The 22,043-nt window shown below is 62.2% G+C and carries 22 protein-coding genes; 9 read left to right on the top strand and 13 right to left on the bottom strand.

Features of this window, described 5'->3' with window-relative positions:
• Positions 1 to 6: 6 nt before the first annotated feature.
• Both BLO80_RS18925 and BLO80_RS18930 read left to right on the top strand, forming a co-directional pair.
• A complete protein-coding gene (locus BLO80_RS18925) occupies positions 7 to 267 on the top strand; it encodes a putative signal transducing protein (protein WP_092202539.1) in 261 nt (86 codons plus the stop codon).
• 39 nt (positions 268 to 306) lie between these two features.
• Positions 307 to 930 carry an SOS response-associated peptidase gene (locus BLO80_RS18930; RefSeq protein WP_072409381.1) on the top strand — a complete coding sequence of 208 codons (624 nt, stop codon included), beginning with the start codon at positions 307 to 309 and terminating at the stop codon, positions 928 to 930.
• A 138-nt stretch (positions 931 to 1,068) separates the two neighbouring features.
• Here BLO80_RS18930 and BLO80_RS18935 read toward each other — a convergent pair whose 3' ends face one another.
• The 3 genes from BLO80_RS18935 to algW all read right to left on the bottom strand — a co-directional run bounded on the left by BLO80_RS18935 (position 1,069) and on the right by algW (position 5,366).
• Positions 1,069 to 1,788 carry a DUF4198 domain-containing protein gene (locus tag BLO80_RS18935; RefSeq protein ID WP_092329393.1) on the bottom strand — a complete coding sequence of 240 codons (720 nt, stop codon included), beginning with the start codon at positions 1,786 to 1,788 and terminating at the stop codon, positions 1,069 to 1,071.
• A gap of 13 nt (positions 1,789 to 1,801) precedes the next feature.
• The gene (locus BLO80_RS18940) at positions 1,802 to 3,907 is read right to left on the bottom strand and encodes a TonB-dependent siderophore receptor (protein ID WP_092329396.1); all 2,106 of its coding nucleotides are present in this window, start codon (positions 3,905 to 3,907) and stop codon (positions 1,802 to 1,804) included.
• Positions 3,908 to 4,205: 298 nt separating this feature from the next.
• Positions 4,206 to 5,366, bottom strand: coding sequence for a Do family serine endopeptidase AlgW (algW, locus tag BLO80_RS18945; protein WP_092202547.1), 1,161 nt, complete (start codon positions 5,364 to 5,366; stop codon positions 4,206 to 4,208).
• A gap of 103 nt (positions 5,367 to 5,469) precedes the next feature.
• Here algW and BLO80_RS18950 point away from each other — a divergent pair, with 103 nt between their 5' ends.
• The 3 genes from BLO80_RS18950 (at position 5,470) to cysN (ending at position 9,303) form a co-directional block, all read left to right on the top strand.
• Positions 5,470 to 6,228 carry a Nif3-like dinuclear metal center hexameric protein gene (locus BLO80_RS18950; protein WP_092202549.1) on the top strand — a complete coding sequence of 253 codons (759 nt, stop codon included), beginning with the start codon at positions 5,470 to 5,472 and terminating at the stop codon, positions 6,226 to 6,228.
• 249 nt (positions 6,229 to 6,477) lie between these two features.
• A complete protein-coding gene (gene cysD, locus BLO80_RS18955; protein WP_092329398.1) occupies positions 6,478 to 7,395 on the top strand; it encodes a sulfate adenylyltransferase subunit CysD in 918 nt (305 codons plus the stop codon).
• A 9-nt stretch (positions 7,396 to 7,404) separates the two neighbouring features.
• Positions 7,405 to 9,303 carry a sulfate adenylyltransferase subunit CysN gene (cysN, locus tag BLO80_RS18960; protein ID WP_092329401.1) on the top strand — a complete coding sequence of 633 codons (1,899 nt, stop codon included), beginning with the start codon at positions 7,405 to 7,407 and terminating at the stop codon, positions 9,301 to 9,303.
• Between the two features lie 175 nt (positions 9,304 to 9,478).
• Here the strand turns inward: cysN and BLO80_RS18965 are convergent, their stop codons facing one another.
• The 3 genes from BLO80_RS18965 to BLO80_RS18975 are packed head-to-tail and all read right to left on the bottom strand — an operon-like array spanning position 9,479 to position 12,886.
• The gene (locus tag BLO80_RS18965; RefSeq protein ID WP_092329403.1) at positions 9,479 to 10,387 is read right to left on the bottom strand and encodes an acyltransferase; all 909 of its coding nucleotides are present in this window, start codon (positions 10,385 to 10,387) and stop codon (positions 9,479 to 9,481) included.
• Positions 10,388 to 12,487 carry a phosphate acetyltransferase gene (gene pta, locus BLO80_RS18970; protein WP_092329406.1) on the bottom strand — a complete coding sequence of 700 codons (2,100 nt, stop codon included), beginning with the start codon at positions 12,485 to 12,487 and terminating at the stop codon, positions 10,388 to 10,390.
• 60 nt (positions 12,488 to 12,547) lie between these two features.
• Positions 12,548 to 12,886, bottom strand: a complete 339-nt coding sequence (locus tag BLO80_RS18975; RefSeq protein WP_092329408.1) for a DUF3565 domain-containing protein — start codon at positions 12,884 to 12,886, stop codon at positions 12,548 to 12,550.
• On the opposite strand from BLO80_RS18975, the gene BLO80_RS18980 reads away from it, so the two are divergent.
• The 3 genes from BLO80_RS18980 (at position 12,855) to BLO80_RS18990 (ending at position 15,220) form a co-directional block, all read left to right on the top strand.
• Positions 12,855 to 13,340, top strand: a complete 486-nt coding sequence (locus tag BLO80_RS18980; protein WP_060740684.1) for an FKBP-type peptidyl-prolyl cis-trans isomerase — start codon at positions 12,855 to 12,857, stop codon at positions 13,338 to 13,340. The genes BLO80_RS18975 and BLO80_RS18980 overlap by 32 nt on opposite strands.
• A gap of 113 nt (positions 13,341 to 13,453) precedes the next feature.
• A complete protein-coding gene (locus BLO80_RS18985; RefSeq protein WP_092329411.1) occupies positions 13,454 to 13,936 on the top strand; it encodes a glutathione peroxidase in 483 nt (160 codons plus the stop codon).
• A gap of 180 nt (positions 13,937 to 14,116) precedes the next feature.
• A complete protein-coding gene (locus tag BLO80_RS18990; RefSeq protein ID WP_092329413.1) occupies positions 14,117 to 15,220 on the top strand; it encodes an NADH:flavin oxidoreductase in 1,104 nt (367 codons plus the stop codon).
• Between the two features lie 135 nt (positions 15,221 to 15,355).
• On the opposite strand, the gene BLO80_RS18995 is transcribed toward BLO80_RS18990, so the two are convergent.
• Both BLO80_RS18995 and cysZ read right to left on the bottom strand, forming a co-directional pair.
• Positions 15,356 to 16,555, bottom strand: coding sequence for a glycosyltransferase family 4 protein (locus BLO80_RS18995; protein WP_092329416.1), 1,200 nt, complete (start codon positions 16,553 to 16,555; stop codon positions 15,356 to 15,358).
• A gap of 39 nt (positions 16,556 to 16,594) precedes the next feature.
• Positions 16,595 to 17,350 carry a sulfate transporter CysZ gene (gene cysZ, locus BLO80_RS19000; protein ID WP_092329418.1) on the bottom strand — a complete coding sequence of 252 codons (756 nt, stop codon included), beginning with the start codon at positions 17,348 to 17,350 and terminating at the stop codon, positions 16,595 to 16,597.
• A gap of 311 nt (positions 17,351 to 17,661) precedes the next feature.
• Between cysZ and trxB the strand changes: the two genes are divergently transcribed.
• The gene (gene trxB, locus BLO80_RS19005) at positions 17,662 to 18,624 is read left to right on the top strand and encodes a thioredoxin-disulfide reductase (RefSeq protein WP_003205459.1); all 963 of its coding nucleotides are present in this window, start codon (positions 17,662 to 17,664) and stop codon (positions 18,622 to 18,624) included.
• Positions 18,625 to 18,810: 186 nt separating this feature from the next.
• Here the strand turns inward: trxB and BLO80_RS19010 are convergent, their stop codons facing one another.
• The 5 genes from BLO80_RS19010 to folE all read right to left on the bottom strand — a co-directional run bounded on the left by BLO80_RS19010 (position 18,811) and on the right by folE (position 22,027).
• Positions 18,811 to 20,061, bottom strand: coding sequence for a 2-aminoadipate transaminase (locus BLO80_RS19010; RefSeq protein WP_092329421.1), 1,251 nt, complete (start codon positions 20,059 to 20,061; stop codon positions 18,811 to 18,813).
• Between the two features lie 297 nt (positions 20,062 to 20,358).
• The gene (locus BLO80_RS19015; RefSeq protein WP_092329424.1) at positions 20,359 to 20,697 is read right to left on the bottom strand and encodes a HopJ type III effector protein; all 339 of its coding nucleotides are present in this window, start codon (positions 20,695 to 20,697) and stop codon (positions 20,359 to 20,361) included.
• Complete coding sequence (locus tag BLO80_RS19020; protein ID WP_003205454.1) at positions 20,690 to 20,986, bottom strand: DUF1244 domain-containing protein; 297 nt, start codon at positions 20,984 to 20,986, stop codon at positions 20,690 to 20,692. Before BLO80_RS19020 ends, BLO80_RS19015 begins: the two co-directional genes overlap by 8 nt.
• A 99-nt stretch (positions 20,987 to 21,085) precedes the next feature.
• Positions 21,086 to 21,466: a dihydroneopterin triphosphate 2'-epimerase gene (gene folX, locus BLO80_RS19025; RefSeq protein WP_025211888.1), complete on the bottom strand. Its 381-nt coding sequence runs from the start codon at positions 21,464 to 21,466 to the stop codon at positions 21,086 to 21,088.
• A complete protein-coding gene (gene folE / locus BLO80_RS19030) occupies positions 21,467 to 22,027 on the bottom strand; it encodes a GTP cyclohydrolase I FolE (protein WP_092329426.1) in 561 nt (186 codons plus the stop codon).
• Between the last annotated feature and the right edge of the window lie 16 nt (positions 22,028 to 22,043).

Consider the following 22,043-nt stretch of genomic DNA (forward strand, 5'->3'; position numbering starts at 1 on the left):
GCGCCCATGCAGCGAATCTACGAACTGGAAAACCTGATGGAAGGCGAGTTGTTGCAAGGGATGCTTGCGAGCGAAGGCATCACGGCGCATCTGGTGGGGCGCGATTTGCTGGGCGGCGCGGGGGAGTTGCCCATGCAGGGCCTGCTGGGGCTGGCGGTGGAGGACGAGCAGGCGCAATACGCCCGTGAGTTGATCGCCGCGTACAATGCCGCGCTGCCGCTGCCCGGCGATGAACCGGACAGCTACCCCGGCACGCTGGTCTGTTAGGCTGGCGGTCGTTCGTTCGATCAAGAGTCGTGTTGCCCCATGTGTGGACGTTATGCCCTGTTTCGCTGGAACCCCACCTTTGCGGCCCTGCCCGGTTTTCCCGCCGATCAGAAGGCCCAGTGGAATATTTCGCCCAACGATTCGGTGCTGATACTGCGGGCCGGCGCCGAGGGCCAGCGCGAGCTGGCTCGGGCGCGCTGGGGCCTGACGCCGCCGTGGCTGACCGACCTGTCCCGCACCCCGGCCCATGCCCGGGCCGAAACCGTGGCCGAGCAGCCGATGTTTCGCGAGGCCTTGCGCCTGCGCCGCTGCCTGCTGCCGGCCAACGGCTTTTATGAATGGCGCGGCGGTACGCGCAAGCGTCCGTACTGGCTGACGCCAGGGGAGGGCTCGTCGCTGTTTTTTGCTGCGATCTGGGAAGCGTATCCGGTGCAGGAACAGGTATGGCTGAGCACGGCGGTCATCACCCAGCCAGCGGCCGGCCAACGCCGGCCGCTGATCCTGGATGAAGAAGGCCAGCGCCTGTGGCTCGACCCGCAGACACCGCTGCATGCTTTGCAAGGGCTGCTGGCAAGCGAGCCGGCGCCACTGCGTGAGCGGGTATTGGCCAATATGGTCAATGATCCGAAGCTCAATGGGCCGGAGTGCTTGACCCCGGCTTGAGCTTTGCGGTGATTGTGCCGGCCTCATCGCGAGCAAGCTCGCTCCCACAGGGGTTAGGCGGTGAACACATTTTTTGTGAACACCCCAGTAACCCACTGTGGGAGCGAGCTTGCTCGCGATGGCGTCGTGTCAATCAACCTACTCGTGATGCGGTTCGCCCAGGAAGGTCAGCGAGGTGAACACGCCGCGGGTGGCCACGTCCTTGTTGTCCTTGAGCGCTATTTCCATCTGCGCCGCGATCACATTCAGGCCTTCGTTGCGCACCAGCACCTTGGCCCGGCCTTCTGCGTCGGTTTCAGTCGATACGGTGTTCGGCGCGCTGCGGTAGTCGCCCACCAGTTTCACGCCAGCCGCCGGTTTGCCGTCCAGCAGCACCCGTACCGGCAATGACTGGCCCGGGCCAACGGTCAGCGGGTCGACTTCCGGCAGGATCACGAACTTGATCGGTGCAAGCGTCGGCAGTTTCGCCCCCGGTTCATAGATCGCCAGGCTGTATTTGAACGTATGGGTCGATTCGATCGCCCCGGGCACTTTGCTGCGGCCTTCGTTGATCCACTTCTTGTCGGCCGTCTGGGACCACATGCCGTTGTCCAGCGCCACGGCCAGCACCGCTGGCGGCTTGAGCGGTTGCAGGCGGGCGTGGTCCGGCAGGCGCTCTACGGTGACCGGAATCATCTTGCCGCCCAGGTCATAAGCCCAGGCACCGCTGATTTTCTGCGCCTTGAAGGCATTGTCTTCGGCGCCGTGGCCATAGATCACTTCGATGTTGCCGCGACGCTGTTCGGTCCACAGGCCATGGGCCGAGGCCTGTGTGGCCAGGAGCAGGCCGAGCAGGGCGAAGGTCTTGGGGTGTTTCATGGCGTTTTTCCTTTTACAGAGCGAGGGTGAGGCTGACGGTGAAGTTGCGCGGCTCGCCGGGGGTGACCCAGTAGTTGCTGTAGGCGCGTTCGTAGTACTTTTCGTCGAAGACGTTGTTCAGGTTCAGGCCCACGGTGACGTCGTCGCTGGCCTTGTAATGGGCCAGCAGGTCCACGGTGTGGTAGGCCGGCAATTCGAAATCCTTGCCGGCTTCGCCCGAGCGATCGCCGACATACGTGAACGCCGCGCCGAGGTCCGAACCGCGCAGGTGCCCGTCCTGGAATTCGTAGACCCCCAGCACGCTGCCGCTGTGTTTGGCGACGCCGAGGATCCGGCTGCCGGTGGGATTGTCCCGGTCGCCCCGGGTCACTTCGGCATCGATGTAGGCATAGGCGCCGATCACGCGCACGGCGTCGGTCACCTGCCCAGTCACTTGCAGGTCGATGCCCTGGCTGCGGGCCTTGCCGATGGCGCGACTGAAGTCGGTCCCGGCGACGGGGCTCAGGACGTTTTCCTTCTCTATATGGAAGGCCGCCAGGGTGGTGCTCAGGCGATCGTCGAACAGTTCGCTCTTGATCCCCACTTCATAGCCGACCCCTTCCTCGGGATCGAAAGTCTTGCCGCTGGCGTCCAGGCCGTTGTTGGGCTTGAACGAGGTGGAGGCGTTGGCGAACAGCCCGACTTCGGGCGTCAGTTGATACAGCAGGCCGACCCGCTGCGTCAGGGTGTCGTGGCGCTGGCGGCTGGTGTTGCTGCGGGTGTGGTCGTCGATGCTCTGCTCGAAATGCTCATAACGCACGCCGAGCATGCCCCGCAGCTTGTCGGTGAAGACGATCTGGTCCTGCAGGTTCAGTGCGCGGCTTTGCACATGTTCGAAGAAGTCTGTGCCGGTCCGGGCACCATTGGGTTTCGGCTGGCCGTAGATCGGCTGATAGATGTCGATGGGGTAGGGGCTGCCACCGATGGTGGTCACGCGTTCGTTCTTGCGGTAGTCCTCGTATTCGCTGCCCACCAGCAGTTCGTGCTGCCAGGGGCCGAGGTCGAACAGGCCGCGCAATTCGAGCTGGGTGATGCTGTCGTGCCAATTGTTGTCGCGCTCGCGGTAGCGGCGATTCACCGTGCGGCCGTCGGCGTTCAGCGGGCGCGCTTCGGAGGCGAAGCCCCAGAGTTCACCTTGTTTGTAGTGGCTGGCCAGGCGCAATTGCCAGGTGTCGTTGAGCTGATGTTCGAGGGCGGCCTGGAGCATGTTGTTGTGATTGTCGATGTCGCCGTCGTTGGGTTCGCCCAGAAAGGTCGAACGGGAAACGCCGCTCCAGCGATTGTTCGGGGCGACGATGCCACGGTCGAACGTCGAGCTGTGGCGCACGATTTCGCTTTCCACCCGCAACCGCGTGTCGGGGTTCAACTGCCAACTGATGGAAGGCGCGACGAAAACACGCTTGCTGTCGACGTGATCGCGAAAGCTGTGGTTGTCCTCGACCGCCAGGTTGACCCGCGATAACAGGTTGCCTTCGGTATCCAGTGGCGTGTTGACGTCCAGTGCGGTGCGGTAGTGGTCCCAGCTGCCGGCGCTGGTTTGCAAGGTGGTGAAGGCTTCGGGCTGAGGTTTCTTGGTGACAATGTTCACCGTACCGCCGGGATCGCCCCGGCCATACAGGCTGGCGGCTGGGCCCTTGAGCACTTCGATGCGTTCGATGTTCGCGGTGTCCGGCGTGCTCGGATAACCGCGGTTGGCGCTGAAGCCGTCCTTGTAGAACTCCGAAGTGGTGAAGCCGCGCACACTGTATTCGTAGAGCGTCAGGCCGCCGAAGTTGTTCTGCTTCGACACGCCGCCGGCATATTCCAAGGCCCGCTCGACGCTGGTGCTGCCCAGGTCCTTGAGCACGCTGGCGGGAATCACGCTGATCGATTGCGGGATGTCGCGCAGGGCGGTGTCGGTTTTGGTGGCGCTGGCCGAGCGGGTGGCGCGGTAACCCGTGACAGGTCCGGTGGCGGATTCGTAGTCGGACGTCACGGTGATGGCGTCCAGTTCCAGAGGCTGGATTTCCTCGGCGTAGGCCGGATCGCCCAGTAGGCCGAGGGCGAGGCTGGCCGCTGAAATCCGTTTTAGGGATGACATGTTATGTTGTTCCAATTTTTACTATTGAAACAATATAACACTACCAATGAGAATTTATGCTATCTGTATTTTCAAGTGGAATCTGGATAGGTTTGCCAGGAGGGATCACATTGGAGTTGCAGGTAGGAATCTTTGTGGCGAGGGGATTTATCCCCGTTCGGCTGCGCAGCAGCCGTAGACCAGTTGGTGCGGTTCATCCGATGGACCGCGGTGTCTGATTTTGGGGTTGCTGCGCAACCCAGCGGGGATACATCCCCTCGCCACAGGGTTTTGCCAGGCCACAGGATATGCTCCGCAGCTACTGCTCTTCCTTGAGCACCATCGGCGCTGGCGGTGGGCGCAGGCCGATTTCAGCGGTGAGCTTGAGCTCCTTGCCGTTGCGCATGACCTGGATCGTCACCTTGTCGGTGGGCTTGATCCGCGCCACCTGGTTCATCGAGCGGCGGCCATCGCCGGCCGGTTCACCATCGATGCTCAGGATCACATCGCCCAGTTGCAGGCCGGCCTTCTGCGCCGGACCGTCGCGGAAAATCCCCGCCACCACGATGCCGGGCCGCCCGGACAAGCCGAAGGACTCCGCCAGTTCCTGGGTCAGCGGCTGGACTTCAATGCCCAGCCAGCCACGGATCACCTGGCCGTGTTCGATGATCGACTTCATCACCTCCATCGCCAGCTTCACCGGAATGGCGAAACCGATGCCCTGGCTGCCGCCGGACTTGGAAAAGATCGCCGTGTTGATCCCGGTGAGGTTGCCGTTGGCATCCACCAGCGCGCCGCCGGAGTTGCCGGGGTTGATCGCGGCGTCGGTCTGGATGAAATCCTCGTAGTTGTTCAGGCCCAACTGATTGCGCCCGGTGGCGCTGATGATGCCCATGGTCACGGTCTGGCCGACGCCGAACGGGTTGCCGATGGCCAGGGCGACGTCACCGATGCGGATGCTGTCGGAGCGACCGATGGTGATGGCCGGCAGGTTCTTGAGGTCGATCTTCAGCACCGCGAGGTCGGTTTCCGGGTCGCTGCCGATCACCCGGGCCAGGGTTTCACGGCCGTCCTTGAGGGCCACCACGATCTGGTCGGCACCGCTGGTGACGTGGTTGTTGGTCAGGATGTAGCCTTCCGGGCTCATGATCACGCCCGACCCCAGGCTCGACTCCATGCGTTTCTGCTTGGGCGAGTTGTCGCCGAAGAAGCGCCGGAATTGCGGGTCTTCGAACAGCGGATGGCTGGGTTTGTTGATGACCTTGGTGGTGTACAGGTTCACCACGGCCGGCGCGGCGATGGTCACGGCGTCGGCATAGGACACCGGCCCCTGCTGCACCGCCTTGGTTTGCGGCGCCTGCTGCAGGTTGACGTCGAGGCTCGGCAGGCCGACCCATTCCGGGTAGCGCTGGATAATCAGTAGAGCGACAAGCACGCCGGCCAACAGCGGCCAGCCGGAAAAACGCAGCGCCTTGAGCATTAAGCACGTCCTACAAAGGTTGCAGGCGGTATGAGACCGCCCATAATGTCGCGCATTATACGAGGCCGCGCGCGCCTCTGAACGGGATATTTAGGAGTCTTTTATGGCCGTAGCCCTGAACACCCTGGTTGAAGAAGCGGACCGTTACCTGGCCAGCAGCCGGATTGCCGATTATTGCCCCAACGGCCTGCAGGTCGAAGGCGCGCCCCAGGTGATGCGCATCGTCAGCGGTGTCACCGCCAGCCAGGCGCTGCTCGATGCCGCCGTCGAGGCCGAGGCCGACCTGGTGCTGGTGCATCACGGTTATTTCTGGAAGGGCGAGAACCCTTGCATCACCGGCATGAAACAGCGTCGCCTCAAGACATTGCTCAAGCATGACATCAGCCTGCTGGCCTATCACTTGCCCCTGGACCTGCACCCCGAGGTGGGCAATAACGTGCAACTGGCCCGCCAGTTGGACATCACCGTCGAGGGCCCACTGGACCCGGATAACCCCAAGATTGTCGGTCTGGTCGGTTCCCTGTCCGAACCAATGACGGCGCGGGATTTCGCACGCAAGGTCCAGGATGCCCTGGGGCGCGAGCCCTTGCTGATCGAGGGCGGGCAGATGATCCGCCGGGTCGGCTGGTGCACCGGTGGCGGCCAGGGTTATATCGATCAGGCGGTGCTGGCCGGGGTCGACCTGTACCTCAGTGGCGAGGCGTCGGAACAGACCTTCCACAGCGCGCGGGAAAACGGCATCAGCTTCATCGCCGCCGGGCATCATGCGACCGAACGCTACGGTGTCCAGGCACTGGGTGACTACCTGGCGCGACGGTTTGCCCTGGAGCACATCTTCATCGATTGCCCGAATCCCATCTGACGGTAACCGAACCTGTGGGAGCGGGCTTGCTCGCGAATGCGGTGGGTCAGTCAACAGTTATGCAACTGAACCACCGCATTCGCGAGCAAGCCCGCTCCCACAAAGGTCGGTGCAATACCCGAACCCCCAGGCATATCCATATGCTGTTTCGATCTAGTTGGCGCCCTGATTAGAAGAGGTCGCTGTGCTAGGATTCCCCGCTCGAACACGGCCCGCTGGCCGTTCATAAGAAAGTTTTCGTGAGTAGCCATGGTCGACAAACTGACGCATCTGAAACAGCTGGAGGCGGAAAGCATCCACATCATCCGCGAGGTGGCCGCCGAGTTCGATAACCCGGTGATGCTGTACTCCATCGGTAAAGACTCCGCCGTGATGCTGCACCTGGCACGCAAGGCGTTCTTCCCGGGCAAGCTGCCGTTTCCGGTGATGCACGTCGACACCCGCTGGAAATTCCAGGAAATGTACAAGTTCCGCGACCGCATGGTCGAGGAACTGGGCCTGGACCTGATCACCCATGTGAACCCGGACGGCGTGGCGCAGGGCATCAACCCGTTCACCCACGGCAGTGCCAAGCACACCGACATCATGAAGACCGAAGGCCTCAAGCAGGCCTTGGACAAATATGGTTTCGACGCCGCGTTCGGCGGTGCCCGTCGCGATGAAGAGAAATCCCGCGCCAAGGAGCGCGTGTACTCGTTCCGTGACAGCAAGCACCGCTGGGACCCGAAGAACCAGCGTCCGGAACTGTGGAACGTCTACAACGGCAAGGTCAACAAAGGCGAGTCGATCCGCGTATTCCCGCTGTCGAACTGGACCGAGCTGGACATCTGGCAGTACATCTACCTCGAAGGTATCCCGATCGTGCCGCTGTACTTCGCCGCCGAGCGCGAGGTGATCGAGAAGAACGGCACGCTGATCATGATCGACGACGAGCGCATCCTCGAGCACCTGTCTGACGAAGAGAAAGCCCGTATCGTCAAGAAGAAAGTGCGTTTCCGTACCCTTGGCTGCTACCCGTTGACGGGCGCGGTGGAGTCCGAGGCCGAGAGCCTGACGGACATCATTCAGGAAATGCTCCTGACGCGAACTTCCGAGCGCCAGGGCCGGGTCATCGACCACGATGGCGCAGGCTCGATGGAAGATAAGAAACGTCAGGGTTATTTCTAAGGGGTTGTCATGTCGCACCAATCTGATTTGATCAGCGAGGACATCCTCGCCTACCTGGGCCAGCACGAGCGTAAAGAGCTGCTGCGCTTCCTGACCTGCGGTAACGTCGACGACGGCAAGAGCACCCTGATCGGGCGCCTGCTGCACGACTCCAAGATGATCTACGAAGATCACCTGGAAGCCATCACCCGCGATTCGAAGAAAGTCGGCACCACCGGGGACGATATCGACCTGGCGTTGCTGGTCGACGGCCTGCAGGCCGAGCGCGAGCAGGGCATCACCATCGATGTCGCCTACCGCTACTTCTCCACCGCCAAGCGCAAGTTCATCATCGCCGATACCCCCGGCCATGAGCAGTACACCCGCAACATGGCCACCGGTGCCTCCACCTGTGACCTGGCGATCATCCTGGTGGACGCCCGCTACGGCGTGCAGACCCAGACCCGTCGCCACAGCTTCATCGCCTCGTTGCTGGGCATCAAGCACATCGTCGTGGCCATCAACAAGATGGACCTCAAGGACTTCGACCAGGGCGTGTTCGAGTCGATCAAGGCCGACTACCTGAAGTTCGCCGAAGGCTTGAAGATGAAGCCCACCAGCATGCACTTCGTGCCGATGTCCGCCCTCAAGGGCGACAACGTGGTGAACAAGTCCGAGCGTTCGCCGTGGTACACCGGTCAGTCGCTGATGGAAATCCTCGAGACCGTGGAAGTGGCGGGCGACCGCAACTTCACCGACCTGCGTTTCCCGGTGCAGTACGTCAACCGTCCGAACCTGAACTTCCGCGGTTTCGCCGGCACCCTCGCCAGCGGCATCGTGCACAAGGGCGACGAAGTGGTGGTGCTGCCGTCGGGCAAGAGCAGCCGCGTGAAATCCATCGTCACCTTCGAAGGCGAGCTGGAGCATGCCGGTCCAGGCCAGGCGGTCACGCTGACCATGGAAGACGAGATCGACATCTCCCGTGGCGACCTGTTGGTGCATGCCGACAACGTCCCGCCGGTCACCGACAGCTTCGAAGCGATGCTGGTGTGGATGGCTGAAGAGCCGATGCTGCCGGGCAAGAAATACGACATCAAGCGCGCCACCAGCTACGTGCCGGGCTCCATTGCCAGCATCGTCAACAAGGTGGATGTGAACACCCTTGAAGAGGGCCCGGCCAGCGCGCTGCAGCTCAACGAAATCGGCAAGGTGAAGATCGCCCTGGATGCGCCGATCGCCCTGGACGGTTACGAAAGCAACCGCACCACCGGCGCCTTCATCGTCATCGATCGCCTGACCAACGGCACGGTCGGCGCCGGTATGATCGTCGCCCAGCCGCTGACCCACGGCAGCAGCACGCACCACGGCAAACAGGCCCATGTGTCGGTGGAAGAACGCGCCCAGCGCTTCGGCCAGCAACCGGCCACGGTCTTGTTCAGTGGCTTGTCGGGCGCGGGTAAAAGCACGCTGGCCTATGCGGTCGAGCGCAAGTTGTTCGACTCGGGTCGTGCGGTCTTTGTCCTCGATGGCCAGAACCTGCGCCATGACCTGAACAAGGGCCTGCCCCAGGATCGTGCCGGGCGGACCGAGAACTGGCGCCGTGCGGCGCATGTCGCTCGTCAGTTCAACGAAGCCGGCCTGCTGACCCTCGCCGCGTTCGTTGCGCCGAGTGCCGAAGGGCGTGAGCAGGCCAAGGACCTGATCGGACGTGAGCGTCTGCTGACGGTCTACGTCCAGGCCTCGCCAACGGTATGTGCCCAGCGTGATCCGCAAGGGCTGTATGCCGCCGCCGGCGACAACATCCCGGGCGAGTCCTTCCCGTATGACGTGCCGCTGGATGCCGACCTGGTCATCGACACCCAGGCGCTGACCCTGGAAGAGAGTGTCAAGCAGGTGCTGGATCTGCTGCGCAAGCGTGGGGCGATCTAAGGAGCGCCGCTGTAAATAAAAAGCCCGCGGATGAGTGATCATCCGCGGGCTTTTTCATTTCCTCAGGGTAATTCGATCAACTGTGGGAGCGGGCTTGCCCGCGAAGACGGTGGAACATCCAACATCTCCATGGGCTGATCCACCGCTTTCGCGGGCAAGCCCGCTCCCACAGGGATTAACGGTGGTCTGGGTATTCGCGGTGCATCTGCTCCAGCAACGCATCCTTGTCCTGCCACAGCTGGTTGATCCAGCCTTGGAACTCCAGGCGATACACGCCGTCCTGGTCGTAGTTCCTGCCGATGAACTGCGGCGGGATCTTCAGTTCCTGGAAATGCACCACCACTTCCCCAACGTTGCCGCAGAGCAAATCCCAGTACCCCGGACGCCCGCCGGGATAATGGATGGTCACGTTGATGATCGATTCCAGTTGTTCACCCATGGCATCGAGCACGAACGCGATGCCACCAGCCTTGGGCTTGAGCAGGTAACGAAACGGTGACTGCTGCTGGGCATGCTTGCTGTCGGTGAAACGCGTGCCTTCGACGAAGTTGAAAATGCCCACGGGGTTGTTGCGAAACTTCGCGCAAGTCTTGCGAGTGGTTTCCAGGTCCTTGCCTTTCTTTTCCGGGTGTTTTTCCAGGTACGCCTTGGAGTAGCGCTTCATGAACGGAAAGCCCAAGGCCCACCAGGCCAGGCCGATCACCGGCACCCAGATCAGCTCCTGCTTGAGAAAGAACTTCAATGGCCGGATGCGCCGGTTCAGCACGTACTGCAACACCATGATGTCGACCCAGCTCTGGTGGTTGCTGGTGATCAGGTACGAATGCTGGTAGTCCAGGCCCTCCAGGCCACTGAGGTGCCAGCGGGTACGGCGCAGCAGGTTCATCCAGGCCTTGTTGTTGCTGATCCAGGCCTCGTGGATATGGCCCATCAACCAGTCGGTGAAGCGCTGGGCGGTGGGGAAGGGCAGCAACAGCTTGAAAATTGCCACGATGAACAGCGGCGTACAGCAGGCGATGGTGTTCAGCGCCAACAGCAGCGAGGCAATGACGCCGCGCAAAGGGGGAGGCAGGAAGTCCAGCATTTAAATATCCAGAGGTCGGTTGGCGGCTTGGATCGCGGTCAGGGCGATGGTGTACACGATGTCGTCGACCTGGGCGCCGCGGGGCAAGTCGTTCACCGGTTTGCGCAGGCCTTGCAGCATCGGCCCGAGGCTGACGCAATCGGCGCTGCGCTGTACGGCCTTGTGGGTGGTGTTGCCGGTGTTGAGGTCGGGGAAGATGAACACCGTCGCCCGGCCGGCCACCTGGCTGTTAGGCGCCAATTGCCGTGCCACGGCTTCGTTGGCGGCGGCGTCGTATTGCAGCGGACCGTCGATCAGCAGGCCATGCTGGGCTTCGTGGGCCAGCAGGGTGGCTTCACGGACTTTTTCCACTTCTTCACCACTGGCCGACTCGCCGCTGGAATAACTGAGCATCGCCACCCGCGGCACGATGCCGAACGCGGCGGCCGAGTCGGCGCTTTGCAGGGCGATTTCCGCCAGTTCCGCAGCGCTGGGGTGCGGGTTCATCACGCAGTCGCCGTAGACCAGCACTTCTTCGGGGAAGAGCATGAAAAACACCGAGGACACCAGGGAGCAACCCGGCGCCGTCTTGATCAGTTGCAACGCCGGACGGATGGTGTTGGCGGTGGAGTGGATGACCCCGGATACCAGCCCGTCCACTTCATCCAGGGCCAGCATCATGGTGCCGATGACCACGGTGTCTTCCAGTTGCTGCTCGGCCATCGGCGCGTTCAGGCTCTTGCTCTTGCGCAGCCTCACCATCGGTTCGACATAACGTTCGCGAATCGAATCCGGGTCGAGAATCTCCAGTCCCGGCGGCAACTCGATGCCTTGGGCGCGGGCCACCGCTTCGACGTCGGCCGGTTTTGCCAGCAACACGCAGCGGGCAATGCCCCGGGCTTGGCAAATGGCGGCAGCCTGCACAGTCAGCGGTTCGCTGCCTTCGGGCAGCACGATGCGTTTGTTGGCGGCTTGGGCGCGCTGGATCAACTGATAGCGGAACACCGCCGGCGACAAGCGCATTTCCCGCGGTGTGCCGCAGCGCTGGTGCAGCCATTTGGCGTCCAGGTGGCTGGCGACGAAATCGGTGATGATCTCCGCACGTTCGCGGTCATCGATGGGAATTTCCTTGTTCAGGCCGTTAAGCAGGTTGGCGGTATCATAGGAGCCGGTGCTCACCGACAGCACCGGTAACCCTGCCTGCAAGGCGCCGCGGCACAGGTCCATGATGCGTGGGTCGGGCAGGGTGTCGCTGGTCAGCAGCAGGCCGGCCAGTGGCACGCCGTTGATCGCCGCCAGGCTCACGGCGAGGATGATGTCGTCGCGATCGCCGGGGGTCACCACCAGCACGCCGGGCTTGAGCAGTTCCACCGTGTTGCGCATGGTGCGGGCGCAAATGATGATGTTGCTCATGCGCCGGGTTTCGTAGTCGCCGGCATTGAGCACTTGGGCGCCCATCAGGTCGGCCACGTCGCGGGTGCGTGGTGCATTGAGTTCGGGGCGAAACGGGATGCAACCGAGCAGGCGGAAATCGCCGCTGCGCAGCAAGGGCGAGTGCTCCTTGAGGCGTGCGGAAAACGCCTCCATGCTTTCCTCGGTGCGCACCTTGTTCAGGATCACCCCGAGGACTTTCGGATCCTTCGGCCCTCCGAACAGCTGCGCCTGCAACTCCACCCGCCCGGAAAGCTCGGTCAGCACTTCGTTCTCCGGTGCCGACACCAGGATGACCTCGGCGTCGAGGCTCTTGGCCAGGTGCAGGTTGACCCGGGCGGCGTAGCTGGCATTGCGGGTCGGGACCATGCCTTCGACGACCAGCACGTCCTTGCCGATGGCCGCTTGCTGGTAAAGGGTGATGATTTCTTCCAGCAGTTCATCGAGCTGGCCGTCGCCGAGCATGCGCTCGACGTGCGCCAGGCCCAGGGGTTGCGGCGGCTTGAGGCCATGGGTGCGGGCCACCAGCTCGGTGGAACGCTCCGGCCCGGTGTCGCCGGGATGCGGCTGGGCAATGGGTTTGAAAAAGCCGACTTTCAGCCCGGCCCGTTCGAGGGTACGCACCAGCCCGAGGCTGATGGAGGTCAGGCCCACACCAAAATCGGTGGGTGCGATAAAAAAAGTTTGCATGCGGATTCTCTAAAGGAGCATGGCAATGGCGCGGCCTATGACTGGCCGTCTACCCACAATTCAGTCGCCAAGGTTATCGCTAACCGGGCCTTGAGCGCACCAGCCGCAAGCAAAGGGCTGGCCTATTTTTTCAATACGTTGCACAGGGTCCAGCACCCAGGCGCGGGACTGCCAGGGGGGCTGGTGGCGCAAGTGCTGGGTATGGCCGCAGGACAGCTCGGCCACCCAGTGCCCGTCCTCATCCTGATGGAAACCGGTGACCGTCGGTCTGTTCGAGCAGGCCCGTTTGTCCGGGTTCCGTTCGCTTTCGGGCAAATCCTTGTTTAGACTTGTCCGTTCTTCATTCTTATGCAAAAGGTCTCGCCCCATGCTGATCGCCGCCAATAAGGCTGTCTCCATTGACTATACCCTGACCAACGACGCTGGTGAGGTCATCGACAGCTCTGCCGGCGGCGCTCCGCTGGTCTACCTGCATGGCGCAGGCAACATCATCCCGGGCCTGGAAAAAGCCCTGGAAGGTAAAGCAGTCGGTGACGACCTGAACGTTGCCGTCGAGCCGGAAGACGCTTACGGTGAATACTCCGCCGAACTGGTCAGCACCCTGAGCCGCAGCATGTTCGAAGGCGTGGATGAGCTGGAAGTGGGCATGCAGTTCCACGCCTCGGCGCCCGATGGCCAGATGCAGATCGTCACCATCCGCGACTTGGAAGGCGATGACGTCACCGTTGACGGCAACCACCCGTTGGCCGGCCAGCGCTTGAACTTCAAGGTCAAGATCGTCGACATCCGTGATGCCAGCCAGGAAGAGATCGCCCATGGTCACGTCCATGGCGAAGGTGGTCATCACCATTGATTTGTGCGCTACGCTCAAGTTGACTGGAGAGGCGCCCTATGGCGCCTTTTTAGTCGCTTGCTGTTAGCATCACCCATGGCTGTTTCGAAAAGATCCGCAAACCTGGAGTTCGTATGAGTGCTTTCCACGACCTTAAACTCAAAGCCCTGGATGGTCAGGAGCTTGCTCTGGCGCCGTTCAAGGGGCAAGTCGTGCTGGTGGTCAACGTCGCCTCCAAATGTGGCCTGACGCCTCAGTACGCGGCGCTGGAAAATCTTTATCAGCAATACAAGGACAAGGGGTTCAGCGTGCTGGGCCTGCCCTGCAATCAGTTCGCCGGGCAAGAGCCGGGGACCGAGCAGGAGATCCAGGAATTCTGCAGCCTCAACTACGGCGTGACGTTCCCGCTGTCCGGCAAGCTGGACGTGAACGGCCCTGACCGTCATCAGTTGTACCGCCTGCTGGCGGGCGAGGGTGCCGAGTTTCCCGGGGACATTACCTGGAACTTCGAAAAATTCCTGCTCGGCAAGGACGGCCGGGTGCTGGCGCGCTTCTCGCCGCGTACGGCGCCGGATGACCCCACGGTGATCCAGGCGATCGAAAAAGCGCTGGGTTGATTCTCAAGACATTGCAGCCATGATGATGTCCTCCCTCGCCACGGGGGTTCTGGTTGAGCCCCCCCTCTGCGCTTTCTTCTGATCCTTAATCATTCAAATCAATAGTGCTACCCAGCGCCTTCCATGCTCCATATTATCGTCGTCATATCCGACCTGTGACTTCGTCCCGTGGAGTGCCCCATGCCTGCAAAAGCCTTGTTCAAACCCTTCCGCCTCGGCGCGTTCGAGTTGCCAACCCGGGTGGTGATGGCGCCGATGACCCGTTCCTTTTCTCCGGGCGGCGTGCCGAACGCCAAGGTGGTCGAGTACTACCGTCGCCGCGCGGCGGCCGGGGTCGGCCTGATCATCACCGAGGGCACGACGGTCGGGCATAAGGCGTCCAATGGTTATCCGAATGTGCCGCATTTCTACGGCGACGCCGCGCTGGCCGGTTGGAAGCAGGTGGTCGATGCGGTGCATGCCGAAGGCGGCAAGATCGTTCCGCAGCTGTGGCACGTGGGCAGTGTGCGACGCATCGGCACCGAGCCGGACGCCAGCGTGCCCGGCTATGGTCCGAGCGAAAAACTCAAGGACGGCCAGGTGGTGGTCCACGGCATGACCCAGGCCGATATCGACGAGGTTATCGCTGCGTTTGCCCAGGCGGCGAAAGACGCCCAGAGCATCGGCATGGACGGGGTGGAAATCCACGGCGCCCATGGCTACCTGGTGGACCAGTTCTTCTGGGAAGGCAGCAACCAGCGCACTGACGGTTATGGCGGTAGCCTGGCCAACCGCTCGCGCTTCGCGATCGAATTGATCCGTGCCGTCCGGGCGGCGGTAGGCGAGGGTTTCCCGATCATTTTGCGCTTTTCCCAATGGAAGCAGCAGGATTACGCCGCGCGCCTGGTGCAGACCCCCGAAGCCTTGGGCGAATTCCTCAAGCCGTTGTCCGAGGCGGGCGTCGACATTTTCCACTGCTCGACACGGCGCTTCTGGGAGCCGGAGTTCGAAGGCTCCGAGCTGAACCTGGCCGGCTGGACCCGCAAGCTCACCGGCAAGCCCACCATCACCGTCGGCAGCGTCGGCCTGGATGGCGAGTTCCTGCAGTTCATGGTCAACACCGACAAAGTCGCGCAACCGGCCAGTCTGGAAAAGCTGCTGGAGCGCTTGAACAACGATGAGTTCGACCTGGTGGCGGTGGGGCGTGCGCTGTTGGTGGATCCGGACTGGGCGCAAAAAGTCCGTGAAGGGCGGGAGCAGGAAATCTTGCCGTTCAGTCGCGAAGCCTTGATGACGCTGGTTTAAGCGGCGCCCGATCTGACGCCATCGCGAGCAAGCTCGCTCCCACATTGGATCTTCAGTGGACACATCTTGTGTGAGACCGAGATCCCTTGTGGGAGCGAGCTTGCTCGCGATGGCGGCCTGAACATCACCGAACAATCAGCGCACAGTCGGCGCAACAGGCATCACCTGCTCACCCACGCAAACCCCTCGCAGTTGCGCTTCAAATTGCTCGATCACCGCCGCCCAACCCTGGCGACTGGCATGCTGGCGAGCATTGAGCCGCACGCAACGCAAGGTCTCGCGCTCCTCCAGCAGCCAACGGGCGGCATCGCAGAACGCCTCTTCATCCCCCGGCATCGCCAGCACGCCGTTATAGCCGTGGCGAATGTGTTGCGCAGCCGCAGCCTGGTCGTAGGCCACCACACCCAGCCCGGACGCCAGCGCCTCCAACACCACGTTGCCGAAGGTTTCGGTCAGGCTCGGAAAGACAAACACATCCCCGGACGCATAGTGGCTGGCCAGCGCCTCACCGCGTTGCGAGCCGCAAAAGATCGCCTCGGGTAATGCCTGTTCCAGCTCGGACCGCTGCGGGCCGTCACCGACCACCACCAGTTTCATCCGTCGCCCCGCAAAAGCGCTGCACAGCGTCTCGAAACTGCGCTTGAGCAGCCCCAGGTTTTTTTCCGGTGCCAGGCGTCCGACATGGAGCACGGCGATGTCGTCGTCGCCCAGGCCCCACGCTTCGCGCAGGCTCGGCGAGCGCTTGACCGGATGGAACAGTTGGCTGTCCACGCCACGGGACAACAACGCCACGCGCTCGAAATGCCGTCGTTCCAGTTCCAGGCGCTGGCTGAGACTGGGCACCAGGGTCAGGCTGGAGCGGTTGTGAAACCAGCGCAGGTAATGGGTGAGCACGCGACTCAACAGCCCGAGGCCGTACTGTTGGGTGTATTGCTGGAAATTGGTGTGGAAACCACTGACCACCGAGATGCCCAGGCGCCGTGCCGCCCGCAGCGCCGACAAACCCAGCGGCCCTTCCGTGGCGATGTAGAGCACGTCCGGACGATGCCGTTTCCAGCGCCTGAGCAGCTTGTGCATCGACGCCTGGCCCCACTGCAAACCCGGATAACCCGGCAACGGCCAGCCCCGGCACAGCAGCAACTGCTCGTCACTGGCCTGGCGTAAGTCGCCGGCCTGGCGAGGCCGTATCAACTCGACCTGATGCCCGCGGGCGCGCAAGCCGTCGTACAGGCGGCCCAAGGTATTGGCCACGCCATTGATTTCCGGCGGGAAGGTTTCGGTGATCAGGGTAATGTGCAGGGGTGTGGTCATGACCCCAGTGTCGACCGGGGTCATTTCGTCATTGTGACGCCAGGATGATGGATTTGTGACGGCTCAGCCCTGACGGGCCAAAGCGGTCTCGGCGCCTTGCTCGCGCACCCAGAACAAGGTCGCCCCGGCCACCGCCGCCGGCATCATCAGGATGTTCACCACCGGGATCAGCAGCACCAGGTACACGCTGCCGCCAAAACCCAGGCTCTGCCAGCGTTTTTCCCGCAGCCAGGCGAGCATTTCGTTCCAGCCCAGCTTGTGGTTGTCCGCCGGGTAGTCGATGTACTGGATCGCCATCATCCACACGCCGAACAGCAGCCACAGCGGTGCCGCCACCAGATTGACCACGGGGATGAACGACAGCACGAACAACCCCAGGGCACGGGGCAGGAAATAGCCGAGCTTGCGCGCTTCCCGACCGAGGGTCCGGGGGATCATGGCAATCAATTCGGCCCAGCTGAAGGCCGGGAAGTCGTCGGTGCCACGGATGACCACTTCGACTTTTTCCGCGAGAAAACCGTTGAACGGCGCGGCGATGATGTTGGCGAGCATGGTGAAGGTAAAGAACACCATCAGCACGACGAGCACCACGAACAGTGGCCAGAGCACATAGCTGAGGAAACTCAGCCACTCTGGCAGCGACGGCATCAGCGTATCGACCCACAGGCTGAATTGATGGCCGGCCAGGTAAATCAATCCGACGAACAGCACCAGGTTGATCGCCAGGGGCAAGAGTACGAACAGACGCAGGCCCGGGCTCAGGACCAGCGTGAGGCCTTCTCGCAAATATTGCGGGCCGGACAGGACGGGGGCGGGCATAAATGACTCCGAGCGAAGGTGAACGCGCCGACCTTACCGGCTTTACCCTGCGCGGGAAAGCGGCGACATGGCGCGTAACAACCTTTATTACAGCGAATGCGCCTATTAAAAGGGGCGCAGGGGATAGAGCTCACCTATGAGCTGGATTGTTAAACCGTATTTCCTTAATCTTCGCTCCCTCGATACGCTGCACCCATTCTTTTCCAGGACTGTCGAACCCAAGCCTTCCCCAAGTGCGTCAACGGTCCTTTTTTATTCACGCCGCTCACCCGGCGTTCCGGCCCGCAAGGTCCGGTCAACAGGAGCAGGTCATGTCTGAAGTGCGTCATTCGCGAGTGATTATCCTTGGTTCCGGCCCTGCCGGTTACAGCGCTGCGGTTTATGCGGCCCGTGCCAACCTCAAGCCGCTGCTGATCACCGGCATGCAGGCCGGCGGTCAATTGACCACCACCACCGAAGTCGACAACTGGCCGGGCGATGTCCACGGCCTGACCGGCCCGGCCTTGATGGAGCGCATGAAGGAACACGCCGAGCGCTTCGAGACCGAGATCGTTTTCGACCACATCAATGCCGTGGACTTCGCCGCCAAGCCGTACACCCTGACCGGTGACAGCGCGACCTACACCTGCGATGCCCTGATCATCGCCACCGGTGCCAGCGCGCGTTACCTGGGCCTGCCGTCGGAAGAAGCCTTCATGGGCAAAGGTGTGTCGGCTTGCGCCACCTGCGACGGTTTCTTCTACCGCAACAAGCCAGTGGCGGTGGTCGGTGGCGGCAACACCGCGGTCGAGGAAGCGCTGTACCTGGCCAACATCGCCAGCACGGTCACCCTGATCCACCGTCGCGAAACCTTCCGCGCCGAGAAAATCCTGATCGACAAGCTCAACGCCCGCGTCGCCGAAGGCAAGATCATCCTCAAGCTCAACGCGACCCTGGACGAAGTGCTGGGCGACAACATGGGCGTGACCGGTGCCCGCCTGAAGAACAACGACGGCAGCTTTGACGAGATCAAGGTCGACGGCGTCTTCATCGCCATCGGCCACACGCCGAACACCTCGCTGTTCGAAGGCCAGCTGGAGCTCAAGGACGGCTACCTGGTGGTCAAGGGCGGCCGTGACGGCAACGCCACCGCCACCAGTGTCGAAGGTATCTTCGCGGCTGGCGACGTGGCCGACCACGTCTACCGCCAGGCGATCACCTCGGCCGGTGCCGGTTGCATGGCAGCCCTGGATACCGAGCGTTACCTGGATGGCCTGCAGAACGCTTCGTTCTGATTCATCGGGCATAAAAAAACCGGCTTCGGCCGGTTTTTTTATGCCCGAATACCTGGCGGTGAACCCTTGTGGGAGCGAGCTTGCTCGCGATGGCGGTGTATCGATCAACATCGATGTCGGCAGACGTGAAGCTATCGCGAGCAAGCTCGCTCCCACAGGGTTTCTAGTGCCGTCAGATGACAATACTCAGGCCAGCTTCGCCAGGCACGCCTCCAGAATATCCAGCCCTTCTTCCAGCACTGCCGGTTCGGTCGTCAATGGCGCCAGCAGCCGCACGATGTGTCGCGATTTGCCACTGGGCATCAGCAGCAGGCCCGATTCCCGTGCCAGGGCCAGCAGTTGCGTCAATTGTGCCGAAGCCGGGGTGCCGTCGGCGTGGCTCAGCTCGATGCCGCGCATGGCGCCGATGCCGGTCAGGCGGCCCAGGTAAGGGCTTAGCCCGCGGCTGCGCCAGGATTCGTAGCGGCTGACGATCGCCTCTTCCTGTTGCACGCCCCAGGCGTGCAGGTTGGCGTCGGTCATTTCGTCCAGAGTCGCCAGTGCGGCGGCGCAGGCGATGGGGTTACCCGAGTAGGTGCCGCCCAGGCCACCCTTGGGCAGGTTGTCCAGCAGCGCCTTACGTCCCACCACCGCACCGAGGGGCACGCCGCCGGCAATGCTTTTGCCTAGCAGGATCAGGTCCGGTTCGATGCCCAATCGGGAGAAGGCAAAGCGCTGGCCGGTGCGGCCGAAGCCGGACTGGATCTCATCGATGATCAGCACAATGCCCTTGTCATCACAGAACTGCCGCAGGGCCTGGGCGAAGGGCACGTCCATCGCCAGGAAGCCGGCTTCGCCCTGCACCGGTTCGACAATGAAACAGGCCACGTCATTCACATCGATCTCGACGCTGAACAGCCGCTCCATGGCCTTCAAGGCTTCGGCGCAGGTGACGCCGTTGTCCTGGCTGGGGTACGGCAGGTGATACACCGGCCCGGGCAGGACACCGACTTTCTGTTTGTAAGGCGCGACCTTGCCGTTGAGGTTGAGGGTCGCCAGGGTGCGGCCATGAAAGGCACCGTCAAACGCGATCACGGCGGTACGGCCCGTGGCGCCCCGCACGATCTTCAAGGCGTTCTCCGCCGCCTCGGCGCCGCTGTTGGTGAGCATGCCGCTGACCGGGTAATCCACCGGAACAAACGCCGCCAGGCGTTCCATCAATTCAATGTAGGGAGCGTGAGGGGCGGCGTTGAATGCGTAGTGAGTCAGCCGCGTCGCCTGTTCGCGGATCGCCTCGACAATGCGCGGATGACAATGGCCGAGGTTCAACACACCAATGCCCCCGACAAAGTCGATGTAGCGTTTGCCGTCGGTGTCCCAGACCTCGGCGTTCCTGCCGTGGCTGAGGCTGACGGGATGCACGGTGGAGATCGATTGGCTGATGGTTTCGCTGCTCATGGATGACGGCCCGGACGAAGGAGAAATTTCCGTTATCTAAGCCGCGAGCAGAGGGGCCCGGCAAACGAAATAAAGTTGCCGGGTCAATCTTAAAAGTCGGGATGTGGTGAGGCGCCGCTCACTTGGACTGAACCTGTGGCGAGGGAGCTTGCTCCCGCTGGGGCGCGAAGCGGCCCCGAAACCTGGCAACCCGGTGTGCCAGGCAAATTGAGTTTGACTGCCTGGGGCTGCTGCGCAGCCCAGCGGGAGCAAGCTCCCTCGCCACAAAAGCGGGCCTCGCCACACAAGAAGAATCGATCAGCGCCGTTGCAGCGGCGGTGCCTCGAACGTCACACCTGCCAGCCCATGGACCATCAGCGCCCGGATATTGCCGTGATCACTGCCTTCGGGGGTGGCCAGTACCGAACGATAGTGCTCGCCAAACGCCAACAACGCTTCTTCATCGCTCAAGCCTTCAAGCAGCGCCAGGCCCAGGGTCTTGCACGAACCTTCGTTCTGCCCGGCGGCGTTTTGCACGCCGCCGTTATTGAAGGCCCGGGGCTGGTAATCGTAGCCGGCGGCGATAAAGGCCAGGGTGTCGGCGAAGGCATGTTCGCCGCTCTTGAGGCAGCTACGCAGGGTATTGAGATCAGGCATCGGGTTTTCCTTTGGCGAACGCCGCCTGTTGTTCGGCGCTGGCTTCTTTCTGGTATTGGGCTTTCCATTCGGCGTACGGCATGCCGTAGACCACTTCGCGGGCGTCGTCGAGGCTGACCTCGACCTGGCGCTCGTCGGCGGCGGCCTTGTACCACTTGGACAGGCAGTTGCGGCAGAAACCGGCGAGGTTCATCAGGTCGATGTTCTGCACATCCTTGCGGCTGTCCAGGTGGGCAACCAGCCGACGGAAAGCGGCGGCTTCGAGTTCGAGGCGTTGTTGGTCGTTCATGGAGGTCTCTGCGAGGCAGCTTCAAGGGGCAAGCTTCAAGCTGCAAGAGTGGATTTGCGGTGGTCAGGCTTGAAGTTTACAGCTTGAGGCTTGCAGCTGCTACGAAGTGGCCCGACTTGCTGCGAGCGTAATCGACACTGATTCGGCGAATCGCAAGGCGTGGGGCTTGTCGACTTCGACTTCGGCGTACAGCACCGACTCGTTGGCCATGACCAGGTCGAGCAATTCCTGGGTCAGGCGTTCGAGCAGGGCGAAGCGGTTGCCTTCCACGTGGGCGATGATCGCCTTGGTGATGGTGCGGTAGTTCAGCGCGTGGTCGATGTCGTTGTCGCGCACTGCCTCCTGGGCGGCATAGAGGATGGTCAGGTTGATCAACACATCCTGCTTGTTGAGGATTTCATCCTCGTTGATGCCAATGAAGGTGCGCAGGCGCAGGTCCTTGACCTTGATGCGTGCCATGGCTGGCTGAAGTTGTGGCATTTACTTGCTCCGTCGAATCAATTGCAGGAACTCCTGGCGCGTGGTGCTGGAGTCGCGAAAGGCGCCGAGCATCACCGAGGTGTTCATGGTCGAGTTCTGTTTTTCGACACCGCGCATCATCATGCACATGTGCTGGGCCTCGATCACCACCGCCACGCCAGCGGCCTGGGTGACCTGCTGCACCGCGTCAGCGATTTGCCGGGTCAGGTTCTCCTGGATCTGCAGGCGGCGGGCGAACATGTCCACCAACCGGGCGATCTTCGACAGCCCCAGGACCTTGCCGGTAGGAATATAAGCCACATGGGCCTTGCCGATGAAGGGCAACAGGTGATGTTCGCACAGGGAATAGAGTTCGATGTCGGCGACGATCACCATTTCATCGCTGTCAGAGGCAAACAGCGCGCCGTTGACGATCTGCTCGACGCTTTGTTCATAGCCATGGCAAAGGTACTGCATGGCCTTGGCGGCACGCATCGGGGTATCGAGCAAACCCTCGCGCTCGGGGTTTTCCCCCAGGCCGATGAGGATCTCGCGGTAGTTCTGGGGCAGGGATAGCGTCATGGTGCATCCTCGAAAC

The organism is Pseudomonas sp. NFACC56-3, assembly GCF_900100025.1.
Taxonomy (GTDB): domain Bacteria; phylum Pseudomonadota; class Gammaproteobacteria; order Pseudomonadales; family Pseudomonadaceae; genus Aquipseudomonas; species Aquipseudomonas fluorescens_AA.